Here is a 977-nt window from a genome sequence, read left to right as displayed (position 1 = left end):
TTTTATGGAAAGAGCCCTGCCGGGACTTCGGTCACCGGCAGGGCTCTTCTTTTGTTGTCGTGCGGGCCACTCGGTGTTCATGTTGTGTGGGCACCATGCCGCTCATGGGGACGACTACGGATGAGCTGCTGCATGAGCTGACCCGGGCGGGCGTACGGCCGGGCGACGAGGTGATCGTGCCGTCCTACGGCACTTCTGAGGCCGCGGAGGCGGTGCTGCTGGCCGGTGCCAGGCCGGTGTTCGTGGACATCGACGCCCATTCCTACTGCATAGACCCGGCCGCGGTGGCCGAGGCGCTGACACCCCGGACCGCGGCCGTCGTGGCCGTCCACACCTTCGGACACCCCGCCGACATGGCGGCCCTCACCGCGCTCGGCCGGCGGCACGGCGTGCTGGTGATCGGACACGGGGCGGTCCGCGAGCCCGCCGGGGAGATCCTGCGGCGGCAGGCGAACGCGGCCTATCTGGACGGAAAGCTGCGCGGGGTGCTCACACCGGCGGTCGCGCCCGGGGTGGAACACACCTATCAGCAGTACGTCGTCCGGGTCCCCGGCAATGGCCGGCCGGACCGCGACGCCTTCGCCCGTACGCTGCGTTCTCGCGGCGTCGTGTGCCATGTCCCCGTACAGACGCCCGCACACCGCACCGCGCGCTTCCGGCGCGATCTGTGGCTCGCGGAGACCGAACGGGCGGCCGACGAATGCCTGGCGCTGCCCGTCGATCCGGCCATGTCGCGGCGGGAGTTGCAGCGCGTGGTCTCGGCCTGCAACGCGCTGGGCGGACTGCTGCAGTCGGCCGCCTGAGCCCTGGGGCGGGTGGTCGGGAGGGCACTCGAGTTCGGGTATGATCTATCCCGTCGACGCGCCCCAATAGCTCAGTCGGCAGAGCGTCTCCATGGTAAGGAGAAGGTCTACGGTTCGATTCCGTATTGGGGCTCTTCCGCGAAGGCCCCCGTCATACGGCGGGGGCCTTCGTCA

1 protein-coding gene and 1 tRNA gene are annotated in these 977 nt (G+C 69.7%); both read left to right on the top strand.

Annotation, left to right across the window (positions count from 1 at the left end):
- Positions 1–104: 104 nt before the first annotated feature.
- Complete coding sequence (locus tag AXW62_RS39735) at positions 105–803, top strand: DegT/DnrJ/EryC1/StrS family aminotransferase (protein WP_060948561.1); 699 nt, start codon at positions 105–107, stop codon at positions 801–803.
- A 60-nt stretch (positions 804–863) separates the two neighbouring features.
- A tRNA-Thr gene (locus AXW62_RS39730) sits at positions 864–936 on the top strand.
- Positions 937–977: the final 41 nt, after the last annotated feature.

Source organism: Streptomyces hygroscopicus subsp. hygroscopicus (assembly GCF_001553455.1).
Taxonomy (GTDB): Bacteria; Actinomycetota; Actinomycetes; order Streptomycetales; family Streptomycetaceae; genus Streptomyces; species Streptomyces hygroscopicus.
Note: the sequence above shows the minus strand (reverse complement) of the source record. Positions and strands in the feature narration are given on the sequence as shown.